This is a genomic window from Streptomyces sp. NPDC050509, from assembly GCF_044457965.1.
In the GTDB taxonomy this organism is placed as follows: domain Bacteria; phylum Actinomycetota; class Actinomycetes; order Streptomycetales; family Streptomycetaceae; genus Streptomyces.
In genome coordinates this window covers 115243-132055 of the sequence record NZ_JBITHL010000002.1, presented here as the reverse complement: position 1 = coordinate 132055, position 16813 = coordinate 115243, and the positions used below count along the sequence as shown (strand labels likewise).

14 protein-coding genes are annotated in these 16813 nt (G+C 70.7%); 6 read left to right on the top strand and 8 right to left on the bottom strand.

The annotated features are described in order from the left end of the window. Positions 1–95: 95 nt before the first annotated feature. The 3 genes from ACIBJC_RS05905 to ACIBJC_RS05895 form a co-directional block, all read right to left on the bottom strand. A complete protein-coding gene (locus ACIBJC_RS05905; protein ID WP_399288488.1) occupies positions 96–680 on the bottom strand; it encodes a hypothetical protein in 585 nt (194 codons plus the stop codon). Between the two features lie 57 nt (positions 681–737). Beyond that, positions 738–2672 (bottom strand): cellulase family glycosylhydrolase, encoded by a 1935-nt coding sequence (locus tag ACIBJC_RS05900; protein ID WP_399288485.1) that lies wholly within the window; start codon positions 2670–2672, stop codon positions 738–740. A 174-nt stretch (positions 2673–2846) separates the two neighbouring features. Further along, positions 2847–3869: a LacI family DNA-binding transcriptional regulator gene (locus ACIBJC_RS05895; protein WP_399288482.1), complete on the bottom strand. Its 1023-nt coding sequence runs from the start codon at positions 3867–3869 to the stop codon at positions 2847–2849. Between the two features lie 245 nt (positions 3870–4114). Between ACIBJC_RS05895 and ACIBJC_RS05890 the strand changes: the two genes are divergently transcribed. Genes ACIBJC_RS05890 through ACIBJC_RS05880 form a run of 3 tightly spaced genes read left to right on the top strand, consistent with a single transcriptional unit; the run spans position 4115 to position 7274 of the window. Beyond that, entirely contained in the window at positions 4115–5470 is a 1356-nt protein-coding gene (locus ACIBJC_RS05890; protein WP_399288479.1) for an extracellular solute-binding protein, read from the top strand. Next, positions 5467–6444 carry a carbohydrate ABC transporter permease gene (locus tag ACIBJC_RS05885; RefSeq protein WP_399288476.1) on the top strand — a complete coding sequence of 326 codons (978 nt, stop codon included), beginning with the start codon at positions 5467–5469 and terminating at the stop codon, positions 6442–6444. Before ACIBJC_RS05890 ends, ACIBJC_RS05885 begins: the two co-directional genes overlap by 4 nt. Beyond that, positions 6441–7274 (top strand): carbohydrate ABC transporter permease, encoded by an 834-nt coding sequence (locus ACIBJC_RS05880; RefSeq protein WP_399288473.1) that lies wholly within the window; start codon positions 6441–6443, stop codon positions 7272–7274. Before ACIBJC_RS05885 ends, ACIBJC_RS05880 begins: the two co-directional genes overlap by 4 nt. Before the next feature lie 58 nt (positions 7275–7332). Here ACIBJC_RS05880 and ACIBJC_RS05875 read toward each other — a convergent pair whose 3' ends face one another. The 4 genes from ACIBJC_RS05875 to ACIBJC_RS05860 form a co-directional block, all read right to left on the bottom strand. Further along, positions 7333–7812: an NUDIX hydrolase gene (locus ACIBJC_RS05875; RefSeq protein WP_399288470.1), complete on the bottom strand. Its 480-nt coding sequence runs from the start codon at positions 7810–7812 to the stop codon at positions 7333–7335. A 31-nt stretch (positions 7813–7843) separates the two neighbouring features. After that, the gene (gene lnt, locus ACIBJC_RS05870) at positions 7844–9454 is read right to left on the bottom strand and encodes an apolipoprotein N-acyltransferase (RefSeq protein WP_399288467.1); all 1611 of its coding nucleotides are present in this window, start codon (positions 9452–9454) and stop codon (positions 7844–7846) included. Between the two features lie 193 nt (positions 9455–9647). Further along, positions 9648–10214, bottom strand: a complete 567-nt coding sequence (locus ACIBJC_RS05865; RefSeq protein ID WP_399288464.1) for a hypothetical protein — start codon at positions 10212–10214, stop codon at positions 9648–9650. Positions 10215–10287: 73 nt separating this feature from the next. Next, the gene (locus ACIBJC_RS05860; protein ID WP_399288461.1) at positions 10288–11133 is read right to left on the bottom strand and encodes a glutamate racemase; all 846 of its coding nucleotides are present in this window, start codon (positions 11131–11133) and stop codon (positions 10288–10290) included. Between the two features lie 19 nt (positions 11134–11152). Between ACIBJC_RS05860 and ACIBJC_RS05855 the strand changes: the two genes are divergently transcribed. Further along, positions 11153–12361, top strand: coding sequence for a glycosyltransferase (locus ACIBJC_RS05855; RefSeq protein WP_399288458.1), 1209 nt, complete (start codon positions 11153–11155; stop codon positions 12359–12361). Positions 12362–12391: 30 nt separating this feature from the next. Here the strand turns inward: ACIBJC_RS05855 and ACIBJC_RS05850 are convergent, their stop codons facing one another. Then, a complete protein-coding gene (locus ACIBJC_RS05850) occupies positions 12392–13792 on the bottom strand; it encodes a TerD family protein (protein WP_399288455.1) in 1401 nt (466 codons plus the stop codon). 543 nt (positions 13793–14335) lie between these two features. Here ACIBJC_RS05850 and ACIBJC_RS05845 point away from each other — a divergent pair. Together ACIBJC_RS05845 and ACIBJC_RS05840 are read left to right on the top strand one after the other, a co-directional pair. Further along, positions 14336–16324 (top strand): recombinase family protein, encoded by a 1989-nt coding sequence (locus ACIBJC_RS05845; protein ID WP_399288452.1) that lies wholly within the window; start codon positions 14336–14338, stop codon positions 16322–16324. Further along, positions 16321–16812, top strand: a complete 492-nt coding sequence (locus tag ACIBJC_RS05840; RefSeq protein ID WP_399288449.1) for a DUF6643 family protein — start codon at positions 16321–16323, stop codon at positions 16810–16812. Before ACIBJC_RS05845 ends, ACIBJC_RS05840 begins: the two co-directional genes overlap by 4 nt. Position 16813 lies beyond the last annotated feature (1 nt).

The following is a 16813-nucleotide window of genomic DNA, read 5'->3' as shown; positions in this document are numbered from 1 at the left end:
GAACCTTCCGGGGGCGGCGCCGCCGCCGGAAACGGCCGCCCACCCGTGCGGGCGGGCGGCCGTCGGGCGCCGCGGGTGACCGTCGGACTCCCCGGTCAGGACTCCTCGAAGTAGGCGTCCAGGACCTTGTCCAGCTCCGCCTCCCACTCCGTGAGGAGCTTCTTGGCCGGCGCCTCCACCTCGGCGTCGAACCAGCGGCGGGAGGAGATGTGGACCGTGACCGTGAACCGGCGCCCGAACCGGGGGGTCTTGACCTCGACCGCGCCGATCTCGTCCCAGTCGAACTCGGCCTCCTGGTCGTCCAGCCGGAACCGGACGCCCTCCCGGTCCGCGGTGATCGAGCCGCGGCGGTCGCTGACCTCGAAGACGGGCCCGTCCTCCGGGGCGGTGTCGCCCCCCGGGTCGGCCCCGGCCTTCTCGGCCTTACCGTCCTTCGCTCCCTGCTCGTCCTGCTCGTCCGGTTCCTGTTCCTTCTCCTCCGGCTGCTCCTCTCCCTTCTCCGCCGTCACCGGAGCGGTCGCGTCGTCGTCGGCGGCCGTCTCCTCGCTCTCGTCCTCGGCCCGCCCGGGGTCCGTCTCCGCCTGCCTCGGCGGGGAGGGGGCCACGAGACCGGGGATGTACGCCGGGTCTGTCCCCGCGGCGAACTCGGTCTGGATTTTCGGATCTATGCGCTGCTCCACGGCAGGAAGTATGGACGACGAACCTGTATGAGCCCAGTGAGCCCACCGCCACCCCGCTCAGCCTGCCCCGACCAGCCGCAGCACCCGTACCCCGTACGGCTCCAGGGTGACCTCGTCCGCGGCCGAGCCGTCCAGTTCCGTCAGCCGCAGCCCGGCCTCGACGGCGGGCTTGACCAGCAGTTCCTCCCGGCCCTGGCTCACCAGCCAGACGTAGCGGCGACCGTCCTCGTGGTCCAGCAGGTCGACCGCCACCCTCAGGTCGTCCACGGTCACCGGGCGGCGCACCCCCGCGTACGCGGCGAGCGCGTCGTACAGCCGTACCGTCTGTTCCGGGTTGACACGCGGGGTGACGGAGGCCATGTGCTCCAGCGGGTAGGTGCACAGCACCATGGCGCCCGCGCCGGTCTCGCGCAGCAGCAGCGCGGGGCGGCCCCGCCCGTCGGTGGCCAGCACTTCGGCGCCGTACGGCTCCACGGGCAGGAAGACCCGGCTGCTGGGCGTGCCGGCCGTACGGAAGGAGAGGGTGTCGCCCTCGGCGAGGGTGCCGAAGGGCCGGGTCAGGGTGAGTTCGACGGTGTCGTCCTCGATCGGGTCGACCAGCCCGTACTCCAGGGTGTGCCGGACCCCGAAGAGCCGGTCGAGATGCGCGTACCAGGGGCCGCGCTGCTCCTCGTGGGCGCCGGGCGAGTAGGAGACGTAGACGGTCGCGCCGCCGCGGGCCAGCTCCTCCAGCCGGTACCAGCTCGGCGAGAGCAACTGCTTGGTGGAGGGCAGCAGATAGAGCCGGTGGCCGTCCACGATGCCGTCGCTCTCCCGTACGACGGTCGCGGGGGCGTCGGCCAGCCGGGAGCTGATCCAGGCCTGCCGCCCGGTCCTCTCCACGTACGAGCGGTCCTCCTCCCGGGTGAAGGGGTAGAGCGTGTCCAGGTACGAGGAGATCACCAGCGCGGTGTCGGTGCCGGGCCGGACGCAGTGGCCGAAGTCGACGCGCTCCAGCAGTTCGGCGAAGGCGCGGACCTCTTTGAGCTGGGGTTTGGGGGTGCCCGCGCTGTCGGTGAGACCGAAGTGCATCTCGAAGGCGTGGTGCGAGTAGGGCGGTTGCTCGCGCAGGGTGTCGTAGTCGGTGTTGTTCCAGGCGATCCAGCCGGTGGCGCCGGCCAGCAGGCTGTTGTGCAGCGCCTGGCGGTAGTAGCGGGCGGCGTGCGGCCCTGACGCGAAGTCGGAGGTGAGCCCGAACTCCTCCAGGACGACGGGGAGTCCGAAACCACCGGTCAGTTCGCACACCCAGGCCGCCGCGTAGTGCTGGCGGACGGGGTCGTCCTCCATCCGGTAGACGTGCGGGCCCAGCCAGTCGGTGAGGGCGGCGCAGTCCCGCAGCCGGAAGCCGTTGTCGTGGCCGGAGTTCTCCAGGCCCCAGGCGCCGTCGCCGAGCGAGACCGGCTGCCGGGCGCCCGACGCCCGTACGCCGTCCACGACGAGCTGGGCCCAGGCGTACACCTCCTCCCGCGCGGCGCCCGCCCGTCCGTAGATCGGCATCTCGTTGGAGACCAGCCACCCCGCCACGGCCGGATGGTCCTTGAAGCGGGCCGCCATCTCGCGGGCGAACCACGCCTGCCGGGACACCAGCCAGACATCGGTGTAGAGGTCACGGCCGCCCCGCCAGGCGGGGTCCCAGTTCTCGCCGGACATGTGGCCCACGAGGAAGGTGGGGACGGTGGTCATGCCGAGGTCGTGGTGGCGGTCCAGGAAGTCCGCGTAGTGGGCGCAGAGCCGCTCGTCGATCCGGTCGGGCTCCGGCATGAAGTCCGGCCAGTAGAAGAACGACCGGGTCATGTTGAGCCCGTGGTCGCGCAGCACCCGCAGCTCCTCGTCGACCACCTCGCCGCGGTACGAGCGCCACATCAGCGGCCCTCCGGTACGCGACCAGAAATTGGCGCCGATCCAGGTGACGGGGTGGTCTCCGGCGAAAATCCGGGCAGCGGGACGCGGCATCTTCGTACTCTCCCTAGAACGGGGATTGATGAAATACCTGCGTGCGTGAGGTGCGCGTGGGAAGCGTCGCGGACTATCGGTCGTGGCTCCGGTGCGGACGGACGGCGCCACATCTTTTCCAGTGAATCGCTGTACCGGTTTAGGGTCAACCCCGCCCGCGCGCCGTAAACCGGTTTAGCCGTCCGTGGCGGGCGGCGGCCCGACGCTGCCGCGCACGGTGAGGCGGGGCGCCGGGTCCTGGAGGTCCCGTACCGCGAGCCCGCCCGCCACCTCGCGCAGCATCCGGGCCGCGCGCGCCCCGTGGGCCACGATGTCCCTGCTCAGCGCGGTCAGCGGCGGGTCCACCAGCTCGCACAGGGCCGAGTCGTCCCAGGCGACGACGGAGAGATCCGCGGGGACCCGGACGCCCAGGGAGTGCGCGGCGGTCAGGCCCGACACGGCCATCACATCGTTGTCGTAGAGGATCGCGGTGGGCGGGCGGTCCGCACCGAGGAGGGCGCGGGTGGCCGCCGCGCCGCCCTCGCCGCTGTAGTCGGCCTCCACGGTCCTGCCGGTCAGCCCCAGGTCCAGGACGGCCGCGTCGAAGGCGGCCGTACGGATCGCCGTGTGGCGCAGCGGCGCCGGGCCGCCGACCCGGGCGAGGCGGCGGTGGCCCAGGCCGGCGAGGTGGCGCACGACGGTGGTGACGGCCGCGGCGTCGTCGCTCCACACGGCGGGCAGCCTGCGGGTGCCGACGGGCGCCCCGATCACCACGGTGGGCAGCCCCAGCTCCTCCAGTACGGGGACGCGGGCGTCGTCGACCTTCAGGTCCACCAGGAAGACGCCGTCCACCCGGCGCCGGGCCGACCAGGAACGGTAGAGGGCGATCTCGGTGGTCCGGTCCTCGGCCATGGTGAAGACGAGCGGGGTGGCGTCGGCGATCAGTTCGGCCTGGATCCCGGAGATGAGCTGCATGAAGAAGGGTTCGAGGCCGAGGGTGTGCGCCGGGCGGTCGATGACCAGACCGAACGCCCCCGCCGTACCCCCGGAGAGCGCCCGCGCCGCACTGTTGGGCTGCCAGCCCAGCTCCTGGGCGATGGCCCGGATGCGCCGCCGGGTGGGTTCGGAGACGCCGGGGCGGTCGTTGAGGGCGAACGAGACGGCGGCCTTGGTGACGCCGGCCCGATCGGCGATATCGGCCATGGTGGGGCGCTTCACGGTGGGGTGCCTCGCTTTTCTCCGCAGGTACGGACGGCTTCCCCGGACGGGGCCTGGTGGTGAATATGGCTGAATCGGTCCGGAAGGAAAACCCGGACCTCGCACATCGTTTACCAGGGAAGTCGAGAAAAGCAATGCACCGGCATTGACACTCGCTTTGCGGTGCCCTTAATTTCACGGCGCCGGAAGGTGTGCGGACCACCCCCGGCCTCACAGCCGTCGTACGACCGAGCCAAGGGGCCGACATGACCGTACCGACCGTGACCACCGTGCGCGCGCGCCGCGGAAAGCCGTCCTCCGTGAGCCTGATCGCCCTCGCCTGCGCGCTGCTGGTGGCCGGCTGCACCGGCGGCGGGGCCGCCTCCCGGGGCGAGGAGGCGAGAGCCGCCGACGACCCGTCGAAGGTCTCGGGGACCATCACCGTCCTGACCCACCGCACGGACCGGGTCCAGGACGGCACGATGAAGAAGTACGCCGACGCCTTCCGGAAGATCTACCCCAAGGTGACCGTCAGATTCGACGGGATCACCGACTACGAGGGCGAGGTCAAGATCCGGATGAACACCGAGAACTACGGCGACGTCCTCATGATCCCGGGCGCGATCAAGCGGAACGACTACCCGAAGTTCTTCGCCTCCCTGGGCAGCCGGACCGAGCGGGAGAAGAAGTACCGGTTCACCGCCTTCACCACCGTGGACGACAAGGTCTACGGGCAGAGCCCGATCGGTGTGACCCCCGGCTTCCTCTACAACAGGAAGGTGTGGGAACAGGCCGGGATCACCGAGTGGCCCACCACCCCCGCCGCCTTCCTCGACGATCTGAAGGCGATCAAGTCGAGGACGAGCGCGGTGCCGTACTACACCAACTTCAAGGACATGTGGCCCCTCACCTCGTGGACCAACGCGCTGGGCTCGGTGAGTTGTGACGTCCGGGCGAACAACCTGCTGGCGACGGGCGACCCGTGGGGCAAGGGGTCCGAACTGCGCACCATCGACACGCTGTTGTACGACATGGTGCACGAGAAGCTGGTCGAGAAGGACCCGTCGACCACCAACTGGGAGGGATCCAAGCCCCAGTTGGCCAAGGGTGAGATCGCCACGATGTGGCTGGGCTCCTGGGCCGTCACCCAGTTCCGGGACGCCGCGGAGCGGGCCGGCACGGACCCCGACGACATCGGCTTCATGCCCTTCCCCGCCCAGGTGGACGGCGCGTACTGCGCGGTCGCCTCGCCGGACTACGCGCAGGCGGTGAACGTCCACTCGAAGCGGAAGGAGGCGGCGCGCGCCTGGATCGACTGGTTCACCGAGAAGTCCGGTTACGCGACCGACAACCTGGCCCTCTCGCCGCTGCGGGGCGCCCCGCTGCCGGACGTCCTGAAGCCGTACACGGACCGGGGCGTGAAGTTCATCGAGCTGGACCAGAAGGACGCGGCACGGGTCAACGAGATCGACAACGCGGCCGAGGTCGGCCTGCAGAAGCCGGACTACCGGCAGGACCTGGTCGATGTGGCACGCGGCGCCGCCCAGGGCGATCTGGACGGTTTCCTCGCCGGACTCTCCCGGCGCTGGACCGAGGCGGAGAAGAGCGCGGGCTCGCGATGACGGGCGCGACGCACAAGGCGGTACGGGGCGGGCGGGGCGCGTCCGCGCCGGAACCGGCGCGTACGGGCCCCGGGGCGGCTCCCCCGGCCGCGCGGCGGCCCCGGCGGCAGCGGCTGTGGCGGGAGCTGACGCCCTGGCTCTTCCTGCTCGTACCGCTGGCGCTGCTGGTGGTCTTCACGTACGCCCCGGTCGTCAACATGATCGCGTACAGCTTCACGGACTGGGACGGGGTCAGCCCGGAGCTCACGTTCACCGGGCTCGGCAACTACGTGGAGATCTTCACCCGGCCCGAGCTGTTCCAGGTCTTCTTCGTCAGCGGCTACTACCTGGCGGCGTCGGTGGTGCAGATCGCCGCCGCGCTCTACTTCGCGACCGTGCTGAGCTTCCACACCCGCTTCCGCGCCTTCTTCAAGGGTGTGCTGTTCTTCCCGTACCTGATCAACGGGGTCGCGATCGGTTTCGTCTTCCTCTACTTCTTCCAGGACGGCGGCACGCTCGACTCGGTGCTGCGGCTCTTCGGGGCCTCCGGCGAGCACGCCTGGCTCTCCTCCTCCACCTCGGCCAACATCTCCCTGGCCGGGGTCTCGGTGTGGCGCTTCATGGGGCTGAACTTCGTGCTGTTCCTCGGCGCGATCCAGTCGATCCCCGGTGAGCTGTACGAGGCGTCCGAGCTGGACGGGGCGGGCCGATGGCAGCAGTTCCGGCACATCATCGCGCCGGGCATCCGGCCGATCCTGAGCCTCAGTGTGATTCTCGCGGTCTCCGGTTCGCTCTCGGTCTTCGAGATCCCGTACATCATGACCGGCGGGGCCACCGGCACCGAGACCTTTGTGATCCAGACCGTGAAGCTGGCGTTCCAGTTCAACAAGACGGGACTGGCCTCGGCGGCGGCCGTCGTCCTGCTGCTGATCATCCTGGCGGTGACCTGGGTGCAGCGCCGTCTCGTCCCGGACGACAAGGTGGATCTCGTATGAGCGCCCGTGCGCGGCTGGCCGGCTCGCTGAAGTACCTCTCCCTGGTGGTGGCCGCGGTGGTGGTCCTGCTGCCGCTCGGGGTGGTGTTCCTGACCTCGCTCAAGACCGAGAAGGAGATGGCCGACGGCAGCGGCGCGCTGACGCTGCCGGGCGACCTGCTCAACTTCGCGAACTACGCCACGGCGTTCTCGGACGGCAAGATGCTCGGCGCCTTCGGGAACACCGCGTTCATCCTGCTCTTCGCGATCACCGGGACGGTGGTCATCGGCTCCATGACGGCGTACGCCATCGACCGCTTCGTCTTCCGGTTCCGGGGGCTGGTGGTGGCGCTCTTCCTGGTCGCCACGCTGGTGCCCGGGGTGACGACACAGGTGGCGACCTTCCAGATCGTCAACAGCTTCGGGCTCTTCGACTCGATCTGGGCGCCGATCGTGCTCTACATGGGCACCGACATCGTCTCGATCTACATCTTTCTCCAGTTCATCCGCGGGATCCCGGTCTCGCTCGACGAGTCGGCGCGGCTGGACGGCGCCAACTCCTTCACGATCTTCCGCAAGATCATCTTCCCGCTGCTCAAACCGGCCGTCGCCACCGTGGTGATCATCAAGGGCATCACCGTCTACAACGACTTCTACATCCCGTTCCTCTACCTGCCGTCCGAGGAGCTGGGGACGATCTCCACGTCGTTGTTCCGCTTCAAGGGGCCCTTCGGGGCGCACTGGGAGAACATCTCGGCGGGCGCGGTGCTGGTCATCCTCCCGACGCTGGTCGCGTTCCTCTTCCTCCAGCGCTACATCTACAACGGCTTCACCCGGGGGGCGACCCGCTGAGACCCGCCCGCGCGGGCGCCGGTACGGGCCCGCGCGGGTCCGGGGCGGAAGCGTGACGTCAGTCGAGACCGGCGGGCGCGAACCAGGTGGGCTCGTCGTTCAGCGCCTGCTTGATCCGGAGGAGCGCGAACTCCTCCAGCTCGGGCAGCCCGTCCACGGGGAACCACGCGACCTCCAGCGACTCGTCGTCGTTGACGCGCGCCTCACCGCCGACGGCCCGGCAGCGGAAGGCGATGTCCATGTACTGGCAGTTGTCGCCGTTGGGATAGACGACCGGCTTCAACACCTGGACGAGCACGACCCGCTCCGCCACGCACCGTACGGCGGTCTCCTCCTCCACCTCGCGCACCGCCGCGACAGCGGGCTCCTCCCCCGGTTCGGGGATCCCCCCGATGATCGACCACCCGCCCGTGTCGGCGCGCCGTCCGAGCAGGACGCGCCCCTCGTCGTCGAGGACGACGGCGCTGACGCCCGGGAGGAAGAGCAGTTGGTGGCCGGCGTCGGCCCGGATCTCACGGATGAAGTCAGGGGTTCCCATGCCACCGACCCTAACCGGCCACCGCCGGGGCTCAAGTCGCCGTACGGGCGCGCCGCCGGGCGCGTACGGAACCGACCGCCACCCAGCCGAGGCCGGCCACCGCGACGGCCGCCAGCAGCGCCTCGGGCAGCGTGCCGAGCCGGGTCGCGGGCGTCAGCGAGGAACGCAGCGGGACCTTCGCCACGAGCGCGTCCGGGGTGAACATCCCGGTCCGCTGGGTGATCCTGCCGTCCGGCTGGATGATGGCGCTGACTCCGCTGGTGACCGGGACGACGACGGTCCTGCTGTGCTCGACGGCCCGCACCCGGCTCATCGCGAGCTGCTGGTACGTCATCTCGCTGCGGTCGAACGTCGCGTTGTTGCTGGGTACGGAGATGAGCTGGGCGCCGTGTGTGACCACGTCCCGTACGGTCCAGTCGAACGCCGCCTCGTAGCAGGTGGCGAGGCCGACCTTGGTGCCCGCGAGGTCGAAGACACCGGTCCCGGTGCCGCGCCCGAAGTCCCTGCGGACCATCTCCGCGTAGCCGGGGCTGATCCAGCGCACCACGGAGCGCAGCGGAAGGTACTCGCCGAACGGCTGGATCTGCCGCTTGTCGTACGTGGCGGTCGGGCCGCGCTCGGGGTCCCAGAGGATCTGCCGGTTGTACAGCGGACCGGTGTCGGGCGTGACGACGGCGCCGACGGAGATCGGTACACCGATCGCCTTGGCCGCCCGGTCGATCACGTCGTACGCGTCGGCGTTGCGGTACGGGTCGATGTCGGAGGAGTTCTCCGGCCACAGCACGAAGTCGGGCTTCGGCTCCTTGCCCGCCTTCACATCGGCGGCCAGCTCCAGGGTTCTGCGCACATGGTTGTCGAGGACGGCCCGGCGCTGGGCGTTGAATTCGAGACCGGCGCGCGGCACGTTGCCCTGGATCGCGGCGACGGTCGCCGTGCCGTCCTCGGCCGTGTCGCCGACGAGCGGCAGCGCGGCGAGCGCCGCGACGACCGGCACGAGGACGGTGGCCGCAGCGGCGGCGACCGCCCCGCGCGGGACCGTGCGGGTCGTGCGGTACGCGAGGGCCTGGCGGACGGCCTCGTACAGCCCGAAGCCGCAGAGCACGACGCCGAAGCCGAGCACGGGGGTGCCGCCGACCGCGGCGAGCGGCAGGAAGACGCCGTCCGCCTGGCCGAAGGCGATCTTGCCCCAGGGGAAGCCGCCGAACGGCACCCGGGCACGGACCGCCTCGCCGAGGATCCACACCGCCGCGGCCCAGACCGGCCACAGCGGCAGTCGGCTCACGGCGGCGATCCCGAGCCCGGTGAACGCGATGAAGACGGCCTCGATCACCGCGAGACCGAGCCAGGGGCCAGGGCCCACCTCGGCGCCGGTCCAGTACAGCAGCGGCAGCAGGAAGCCGAGCCCCGCGAGAGCGCCCAGGCCGAGGCCCGCGCGCGCCCGGCGCCCGTACAGGCTCCAGGCCAGCAGGGCGAAGGCGGGCAGGGCCAGCCACCACAGGGTGCGGGGCGGGAAGCTCGCGTAGAGCAGCAGACCGGACGCCGCCGCTCCGGCCGGTCGGGCGAACCGTCGGGCCAGGGACCGCCCGGGACCGGTCGGGGCGGCGGGCTGCGGGGGTTCGACCGTGGTCATGGTGGCGCTCACCCGGCGGAGTCTACGGTGGCGTCCCGGGTGCCGGGGGCGAGACCTGCGCACTTCCGCCATCGCGGGCGTCCCGGGCGGCAACAGGGCTCTCACTCACCGTGTCCGGCCGGACACGGTCCGTACCGGGATGCTCGGCCTGCTCCACTCCGGTGATGGCGGCGGCGCTGGCGTACCGGGCGCGGGTGCTCCGTGCTCAGGCGCCGGCCGTGCCGGTCCCGGTCGCCGGCAGCAGGCCCAGCCGGTGGCGGATGATCCGTACCGCCGACTCGGCGTCGTCCACCGTGACCGTGAACGTCCTGCCGTCGCCCAGCTTGAGGACCAGGGCCTCGCCCCGTCGTACCACCACCGCCGTGCCCATCTCGGGGCGCCAGCGGTAGCCCCAGCCGCCCCACTGGCGCGGGGTGACCCGGGGCGCGAAGTCGGCGTCCACCACCTGGGCGAACTCGATACGGCGGCGCGGCAGGCCTATATGGCCGCAGCGCACCTCCAGGCACTCCTCGTCGACGCTGACCGCCACGTGGACGAAGGCCAGCGTGCCGAAGAGGATCAGGAGGCCGGCCGCCACACAGCCGACGACGGACATCAGCAGGGCCACCGGCCCGCTGTGCCAGTCCGACTCGACGGCCAGCTCGACGCCGAGCGCGATACAAGCCGCGCCCGCGGCTGCCAGCAGCCACTGCACACGATTGGTGGCGCGCCCGCTCCAGGTCTCCGGAGGGGGAGGGGCCACCTGGCCCTCGGGCCCGGGATGGTCCTTCATGCCAAGCAGCGTACTCAGATTCCGCGCGTCGGGGAGTCCCTGTAGACAGCGGCCGGCGGATACGCCGAACGGGTTACTCGGCCCGTACGAGGCCCGCGAGGGCCCGCCCCTCCGCGTACGCCAGCGCGGACGGCGGCAGCGCGGACTCGCGCCCGCCCAGCAGGACGGTGAGCCGTCCCCCGGCGCCCGAGGGCGCCGTTTCGGAGCGCCCGGCTCCGGCGGGGGCCCCGCCGATCCGGCGCAGCGCCTGCGCGGCGACCGCGTCGGCCGAGCCGTACAGCGCGGGCTCCGGCAGACCGGCCCCGCGGACCGCGGCGAGGATGCGCCCGGCGACCAGTTCGTAGTGGGTGCAGCCGAGGACGAGGGCCCGTATGTCCCGGGGGGTCAGCGCGGCGGCTGCGGCCACCGCGCGGTCGATCGCCGCCTCGTCGGCGTGCTGCACGGCGTCCGCGAGCCCCGGGCACGGCACTTCGGTGACGTCTGCGGTGGAGGCGAAGTCGCGGATCAGGGCGCGCTGGTACGGGCTGCCGGTGGTGGCCGGGGTGGCCCAGATCGCGACGGGGCCGCCGTCGGCCGCCGCGGGCTTGATCGCCGGGACGGTGCCGATGACGGGCAGTCCCGGTTCCAGCTCGGCGCGGAGCGTGTGCAGCGCGTGGACCGAGGCCGTGTTGCAGGCGATGATCAGGGCGTCGGGGCGGTGTTCGGCCGCGGCACGCGCGACGGCGAGGGCCCGCTCGGTGACGTCCTCGGGGGTACGGGGCCCCCAGGGCATCGAGTCGGGGTCCGAGGAGAGGACGAGATCTGCGTCGGGGCACAGCCTCCGTACCGCGTCCGCCGCCGCGAGAAGGCCAATGCCGGAGTCCATGAGCGCGATCTTCACCCGGTCACCATAGTCGACGGCCCTTGCGGTCCTCCTCATGTGGTGCAGACTGCGGCGAATGAGCGCCGTTGTCTGGATCGCCGTGGGTTCGCTGGCCGCGTGGGGCTGGCTGTTGCTGGGTCAGGGGTTCTTCTGGCGTACGGATCAACGGCTGCCCGAGCACGAGGAGTACAGGGAGAATCCCAAGGGCCGGGAGAGGGACGACGGCCGGTGCTGGCCGTCGGTCGCCCTGGTCGTACCGGCCAGGGACGAGGCCGCCGTACTGCCCGAGTCCCTGCCGTCCCTGCTGGCCCAGGTGTACCCCGGCAAGGCGGAGATCTTCCTGATCGACGACGGCAGCCAGGACGGGACCGGCGCCCTGGCACGCGACCTCTCCGCGCGCCACGGCGGGCTGCCCCTGACGGTGTCGTCGCCCGGGGAGCCCGAGCCCGGCTGGACCGGCAAGCTGTGGGCGCTGCGGCACGGCATCGCGCTGGCCCGCGCCCGGGACCCCGAGTATCTGCTGCTGACGGACGCGGACATCGCCCATGAGCCGGACAGTCTGCGGGAGCTGGTGGCCTCCGCGCGGTCGCAGGACTTCGACCTCGTCTCGCAGATGGCGCGGCTGCGGGTCGCCAGCGGCTGGGAGAAGCTCGTCGTCCCCGCGTTCGTCTACTTCTTCGCGCAGCTCTACCCGTTCCGCCGGATCAACCGTCCCGGCGCGCGGACCTCGGCGGCGGCGGGCGGCTGTGTCCTGCTGCGTACGGAGACCGCCGTACGCGCCCGGGTGCCGGAGTCGATCCGCCAGGCCGTGATCGACGACGTGTCCCTGGCCCGCGCGGTGCGGCGGGGCGGCGGCCGGATCTGGCTGGGGCTGGCGGAGCGGGTGGACAGCGTGCGGCCGTACCCGCGGCTGGCCGATCTGTGGCGGATGGTCTCGCGCAGCGCGTACGCCCAGCTCCGGCACAATCCGCTGCTGCTCCTGGGCACGGTGGTGGGAATGATCGTGGTCTATCTGGCGCCGCCCGTGGCGCTGTTCGTGGGGGCGTTCGGCGGGAACGGGGCCGCGGGGTGGCTGGGGTTCGCGGCGTGGGCGGTGATGACGGGGACGTACGTACCGATACTGCGCTACTACCGGCTGTCCCTGTGGCTGGCCCCGCTGCTGCCGTTCACCGCGCTGCTCTACCTGCTGATGACGGTCGACTCCGCGGTGCAGCACTACCGGGGACGCGGGGCTGCCTGGAAGGGGCGGACGTACAGCCGCCCCCGGACCGCCCCCGACCCCTGACGGACGGCGGCGGTCGACGCTCGGCGTAGGTCACTTCCTGCCGGGTGTCCAGTTCATGCCCCAGCCATAGGCGTAATCGATGGTGCGCTGCGGGCTGACGCCGCGTTCCGGTACGAGAAAACGCGCCTCGCGCTGGACGACGAGGTCGGAACCGGTATTGGTGATCAGCGCGAGGGAGCAGACCGTCGAGGGCACCGTGCATTCGCCGAGCGAGAAGTCGATCGCGGCGCCGTGCTGCGGCTGGAGGGTGACCGTCGCGTCGAGATCGGCGAAACTGCGGGCGCCCTCGTAGATGGTGACGAAGATGACGACGCGGCGCAGCCGGTCCTTGTGGTCGAGGTTGATGGTGAGGTTCTCGCCGCTGGAGACGGCGCCGGTGCGGTCGTCGCCGTCGAGATGGATGTACGGCGGCTGGTTGAGCGCCCCGAAGGCATTCCCGAGCGCCTGGACCACGCCTTTGCGGCCGTCGGTCAGTTCGTAGAGGGCGCACAGGTCGAGATCGAGATCCGCGTGCATGGCGACGGCCCGGCCGAGTTTGGCGCCCCAGCCCTTGAACTGTTTACGCACCTGCCAGTTGAGGTTCACCCGCATCGCACCCGAGGTTCCGCCCTGTTTGGCGAGGGAGACGGAGGGCGCCTCCTTCGTCAGCGTCACCTTGCTGAGGCGTACGGGCGGGGCGGGCGCCGGGGGCGCCGCCTGCGGGGCGGGCGCCGGGGGTGACGGCGTGACGGGAACGGGAGGGACGGAGGGGGACGGCATGGTCGGGGCCGGGGCAGGTGACGGGCGGGTGGGCCGCGTGGGGGCCGCGGGAGGCGCGGCTCGCACCGGGCGCGCGGGCGGGGCGGCGGGCGCGGCCCGGGGCGGCGCAGAGGCCGGAGCGGGGGTCGCGAGGCCCGGGTCGTCGACCGAGATGCCGAAGTCCGTTGCCAGACCGGCGAGTCCGCTGTCGTAGCCCTGTCCGACGGCCCGGAACTTCCACTGCCCCTGGCGCCGGTACAGCTCGCCGAGGACGAACGCCGTCTCGACGGTCGCGTCCGTGGAGTCGTACCGCGCGATCTCGGCGCCGGTGGCCGCGTCCAGCACTCGCACCCGCAGTCCCGGCACCCGGCCGAAGGTGCCGCCGTCGGCGGAGGCCGCGAGGACGATCCGCTCGACGGCGGGTTCGACCCGGGCGAGATCGACCGCGAGGGTGTCGGTGACCTCCGCGCCGCCGGGCTTCTTGCCTTCGTGCCGTACGGTCCCCGACGCGTGCCGCGGCTGGTTGTAGAAGACGAAGTCCGCGTCCGAGCGGACCTTTCCGGACACGAGCAGGAGCGCCGACGCGTCGACGTCCGGCACCCCCGGTCCTGAACGCCATCCCAATTCGACGCGGACGGCGGACGCCGTCACCGGAAGATTGGCTCCTTTAAGCATGGACATGCTCGCCCCCATCGCGCGTCGCTGAGTCCGAGGATTCGGTCCCGTCAAACCTAATCGAACCGTCGGCGCGGTGAACCCCGCTAACAGCGCGGACACCGCAGACAGCGCAGACACCGCGGGACCCACTGGTAACCCCCCGCGAACTTGCCGGCCGGTCTGCTGTGCGGTCTGACGGCCGCGCAGATCTGCCGCGTCCGCGGCACCGGGTACGAGCCGCACTGCCCGCTGCACGGCCGTACGGCGCAGCCGCACCGCTGCCGCCGCGCAGCGTAACCCCGCCCTTGCGAGACAGGAAGAACACACGATGCCAGGACAGAGCGGAGGGCGACGCCGCGGCCAGTGAGTGGCCGCGCGAGCACTTCAGTGACGATCCAGTACCAGAGATCGGCATCACGTGGGATGCCCAGGCTCAGCCCGAACGAGGTTCATACGAACGGCTGCTGGAAATCCTGTTTACGCCCCGAAGTAGCAATAAAGCAGCATAATCCGCCACAGGAGTGACCCCGACGGCGGTCCTACGCGCCTCGGGGTCCGGCCAGTCACGAAGGGACTGACATGGGGAAGGCTCTCACGAAGCCGATCGATACGGTCGCTCGGGCGCTTCGCGCGGTGGACTATCTCCGGGTATCCACCGAGGCGCAGATCCAAGGGTTCGGCATCGCCTACACCGGCGAGGAGACCGCCGCGCACATCCAGCGCAAGGGCTGGGCGCGCGTCGACACGTTCAAGGATGAGGGCGAGTCCGGGACACTGCCCTGGCAAGAGCGTCCAGGTGCAACAAAGATCATGGATCTTGCCAAGCTGGACCCACGGCCGTTCGATGTCGTTGTGGTCTACGAAACCCGCGCCATCGGTCGCGAGGACCGCGTCTTCTGGGAATGGGTCTGGGAGTTGGAAGACCTCGGTATCTTCGTTGCCCTCGTGGACGAGGACATCGACAACACCACCGAGGACGGCAAGGCCCGGATGCGGGAGAAGGCGAACGAAGCCTTCAAGGAGTTGGCTCGCATTCGCAAGCGCACCCAGAACGGCATTCAGAAGAAGGCGCAGGCCGGGGGACATTTTGGCGGCACGGCGCCCTTCGGCTGGCGTATCAAGCGCAAGGGCCGCAAGGGCGAGAGCTACCTTGCGGCCTGCAAGAAGGCGTTCAGGACGCTCCGTGAGGCGTGGCGCTTGATCGTCAAGGAGCGGCGAAACCGGCGTCAGGCCTCAGCGCTTCTCAATGCCCAGAAGATGTTCGGTCCCGGCGGGAAGCCCTGGACCGGCGACATTCTTACGCAGGTACTGAAGGGCTCCCCCGTCCAGCGTGGGGAGCGAATCTTCCGCAACCCTGAGAACAAGCACCGCAACCGTGGCACCAAGCTGGGCGCCGACGGCCGACCGGTGCATGGGAAAACCGTCATCGTCAGCCTCCCCCGCGTCTTCACCAAAAAGGAGGTCAGGCAGTTGAACGCGGCGTTGGAGCGGACCGCTCGCGCGGCCCGGGAGGACGCCTTGGTGTATCCGCTGAGTACGAAGATCATCGGCCTGTGCGGGAAGCACTACACCGGCTCGAAGCGCGCGAGTGAGCGCACCGTATACCTCTGCTCCGGCAAAGGTGCGCGCCTCCCGGGAGCCCCGATCTGCGACTGTTCACAGATCGGGGCGGCAGAGCTGGAGGCGCGCGTCTGGTCCGAGGTGTGTGCGCTGCTGAGCGACCCGAACAGGCTGTCCGCGATGGCTGACGACTGGGCAGGAATGGCCAGAGGCAGCAAGATCAATTACAAGCAGCGCATCACGGAGTTGAAGGACGAGATCGCCCGGCAGGACAAGGCGATCAGCGCAGCCGTCCTGGTGGCCGCGCAAGAGAAGGATGCGGCGGCGGCCATCGGTAAGGCCGTGGTGCGACTCAAGAAGGATCGTACCCAGGTCGAAGCCCTCCTGGTAGAAACGCAGAGCTGGCAGGAGGAAGCCGCGAGTGCCGCGCAGCGGGCAACCGACCTTCAGTCCCTGGCCGTACTGGCGCACGAGCATCTGCACGAGATGGAGCCTGCCCAGCAGGCGGAGGTTCTGGACCTGCTGGACGTCGTCGTGACGATCCTCGGGCCGATTCCGTCCCGGGTGCGCCGTGACGATCAGGTTGCGGGCTGGTTCAGTTCCCGTGAACGGGTCGTTCCGACCCTTACTGACGACGCCTGGGCCCTGGCGGAGCCGGCCCTCCTGGTGACGCGCAAGGGGCGCCAGCAGCGCCCCCCGCGCCTCATGCTGGAGGCGCTCCTCCACAAAGCGCGTACGGGCTGCTCGTGGCGCAACCTGCCGGAGGAGTACGGCCGTTGGGAAACCGTGGTCGGCACATGGCGGCGCTGGACCGCTTCCGGCGAATGGGACCGGGCGCTGGAATTGCTCTCCGACGTACCCGGGACACCCTCCGCCGGAGAGCAACCGCTTCTCCCTCCGATTCGCGTGGAAGGCAAGCTTGATCCACGTCTTCTGATCGATACACAAGGAGCACGCGAATCGAGGCTCGCCAACCGACGTGTCCTGGGCTTAACTTATGTTCCATGACCTCCCCCCGCGCCACCTACGGCGGCGGTTACTACACCGCCCCGGCGTTCCCGGACACCCCTATCTACGACTCCCTGGTCGCGGAGCGGGGCACGCCTCAGATCGCGCCGATCCGAGTGCCCGCCGCCTACGACTCCGCCAACAGCTATCTGCCGGCCCTGCCCACCGCGCTGCCCGCCCTCCCGGCGGGCCCCTCGCAGTCCGCCCCGTCCTACGGAGGCGGCTACCCGCATCAGCAGCCCATGCAGCAGATGCCGCAGCCCATGCCGCTCCAGCAGGCGCCGGCTCCGTACATTCCGCAGCAGACCGCGGCGCCCCGCGGCTACCAGGCGGCTCCGCCCCAGCAGTACGGGCAGCCGCAGCCGCAGCGCCCGATGCCCGGTACGGGGTACGAGGCGATGCGTCCGGCGGCGGCGCGCCCGGCGCCCGCGGCTCCGCAGCAGTACGAGGACCCGTACAACCGGCCCTACCAGAGCCGGGGTTACTGAG

Bases quoted from the DNA above. Each gene is read 5' to 3' on its own strand.
- ACIBJC_RS05900 (WP_399288485.1), bottom strand. From the start codon at position 2,672: ATGCCGCGTCCCGCTGCCCGGATTTTCGCCGGAGACCACCCCGTCACC.
- ACIBJC_RS05845 (WP_399288452.1), top strand. From the start codon at position 14,336: ATGGGGAAGGCTCTCACGAAGCCGATCGATACGGTCGCTCGGGCGCTT.
- ACIBJC_RS05860 (WP_399288461.1), bottom strand. From the start codon at position 11,133: ATGAGGAGGACCGCAAGGGCCGTCGACTATGGTGACCGGGTGAAGATC.
- ACIBJC_RS05865 (WP_399288464.1), bottom strand. From the start codon at position 10,214: ATGAAGGACCATCCCGGGCCCGAGGGCCAGGTGGCCCCTCCCCCTCCG.
- ACIBJC_RS05875 (WP_399288470.1), bottom strand. From the start codon at position 7,812: ATGGGAACCCCTGACTTCATCCGTGAGATCCGGGCCGACGCCGGCCAC.
- ACIBJC_RS05885 (WP_399288476.1), top strand. From the start codon at position 5,467: ATGACGGGCGCGACGCACAAGGCGGTACGGGGCGGGCGGGGCGCGTCC.
- ACIBJC_RS05840 (WP_399288449.1), top strand. From the start codon at position 16,321: ATGACCTCCCCCCGCGCCACCTACGGCGGCGGTTACTACACCGCCCCG.
- ACIBJC_RS05855 (WP_399288458.1), top strand. From the start codon at position 11,153: ATGAGCGCCGTTGTCTGGATCGCCGTGGGTTCGCTGGCCGCGTGGGGC.
- ACIBJC_RS05880 (WP_399288473.1), top strand. From the start codon at position 6,441: ATGAGCGCCCGTGCGCGGCTGGCCGGCTCGCTGAAGTACCTCTCCCTG.
- ACIBJC_RS05850 (WP_399288455.1), bottom strand. From the start codon at position 13,792: ATGGGGGCGAGCATGTCCATGCTTAAAGGAGCCAATCTTCCGGTGACG.
- ACIBJC_RS05890 (WP_399288479.1), top strand. From the start codon at position 4,115: ATGACCGTACCGACCGTGACCACCGTGCGCGCGCGCCGCGGAAAGCCG.